The sequence below is a fragment of the Nocardioides ferulae genome, from assembly GCF_003660455.1.
GTDB lineage: Bacteria > Actinomycetota > Actinomycetes > Propionibacteriales > Nocardioidaceae > Nocardioides > Nocardioides ferulae.
Map to the genome: position 1 here is coordinate 1 of NZ_QZVR01000061.1, position 956 is coordinate 956.

Here is a 956-nt window from a genome sequence, read left to right on the forward strand (position 1 = left end):
GCCATGACGACAACCAGCACCCGCGAGCATCCGCTCCGGGCATGCGCCACCGCGATCACCCAGGCGCTGGCCGACGTCGTCGCCCTCGACCCCACCTGGCTGCCCATCGACACCAAAGCCGACCTGCTCCTCGACCTCCACCGAGCCCACGAGCAACTGGGCGCCCTCAAAGCCCGCGTGGTCGCGGCCGCCGGCGACCTCGCCGACGACCGCGGCGCCCGCTCCGTGGCCTCCTGGCTCGCGGTCGAGACCCGCGACGAACCCGCCTCCTGCGCCGCCGAAGAGAAGCTCGCCAAGACCCTCGACCGCAAGTACCCCACCCTCGCCGCCGCATGGGCCACCGGTGACGTGAACCGCAACCAGGTCACCGTCATCGCCCGCGCCCTCGACGAACTACCGCGCCGCCTCGGCGCCGAGGTCATCGCCGCGGCCGAGGCAGAGCTCGTCCGCCTCGCCGGCTTCCACAACCCCCGCGACCTGCGCATCCTGGGCCGCCGAATCCTCGACGTCGTCGCCCCCGACATCGCCGACGACGAAGAACGCAAACGCCTCGAAGACGAAGAACGCCACGCCCGAGCCAAGACCCGGCTGGTGTTCAAACCGCTCGGTGACGGCCGCACCCGCATCGTCGCCGACATCCCCGACGCCATCGCCGCGATCTTCAAGACCGCCCTCCACGCCCACACCAGCCCCCGACTCGACAACCACCACGAGGTCGTCGACGGGCTACCCCGCCTCGACCCCGACACCGGCGAACGGATCCCCCACGACCAGTTGCTGGGGCTCGCCTTCTGCGCGCTCACCGAGCACATCCCCACCGACAAGCTCCCCACCCAAGGCCGAACCCCGGTCAAGATCGTCGCCACCATCGACCACGACAAGCTCCGTCACGACCTCGGCGCCGCCGGCCTGTCGACCGGCGACCAGATCTCCATCAGCCAGCTCCGCCGCCTGGC

At 71.2% G+C, this 956-nt stretch carries 1 protein-coding gene; it reads left to right on the forward strand.

Annotated elements, in window-relative coordinates:
• Window positions 1-956 (forward strand): DUF222 domain-containing protein (locus tag D6B71_RS22415; protein ID WP_164519795.1); only part of this gene is annotated, 956 nt, incomplete at both ends.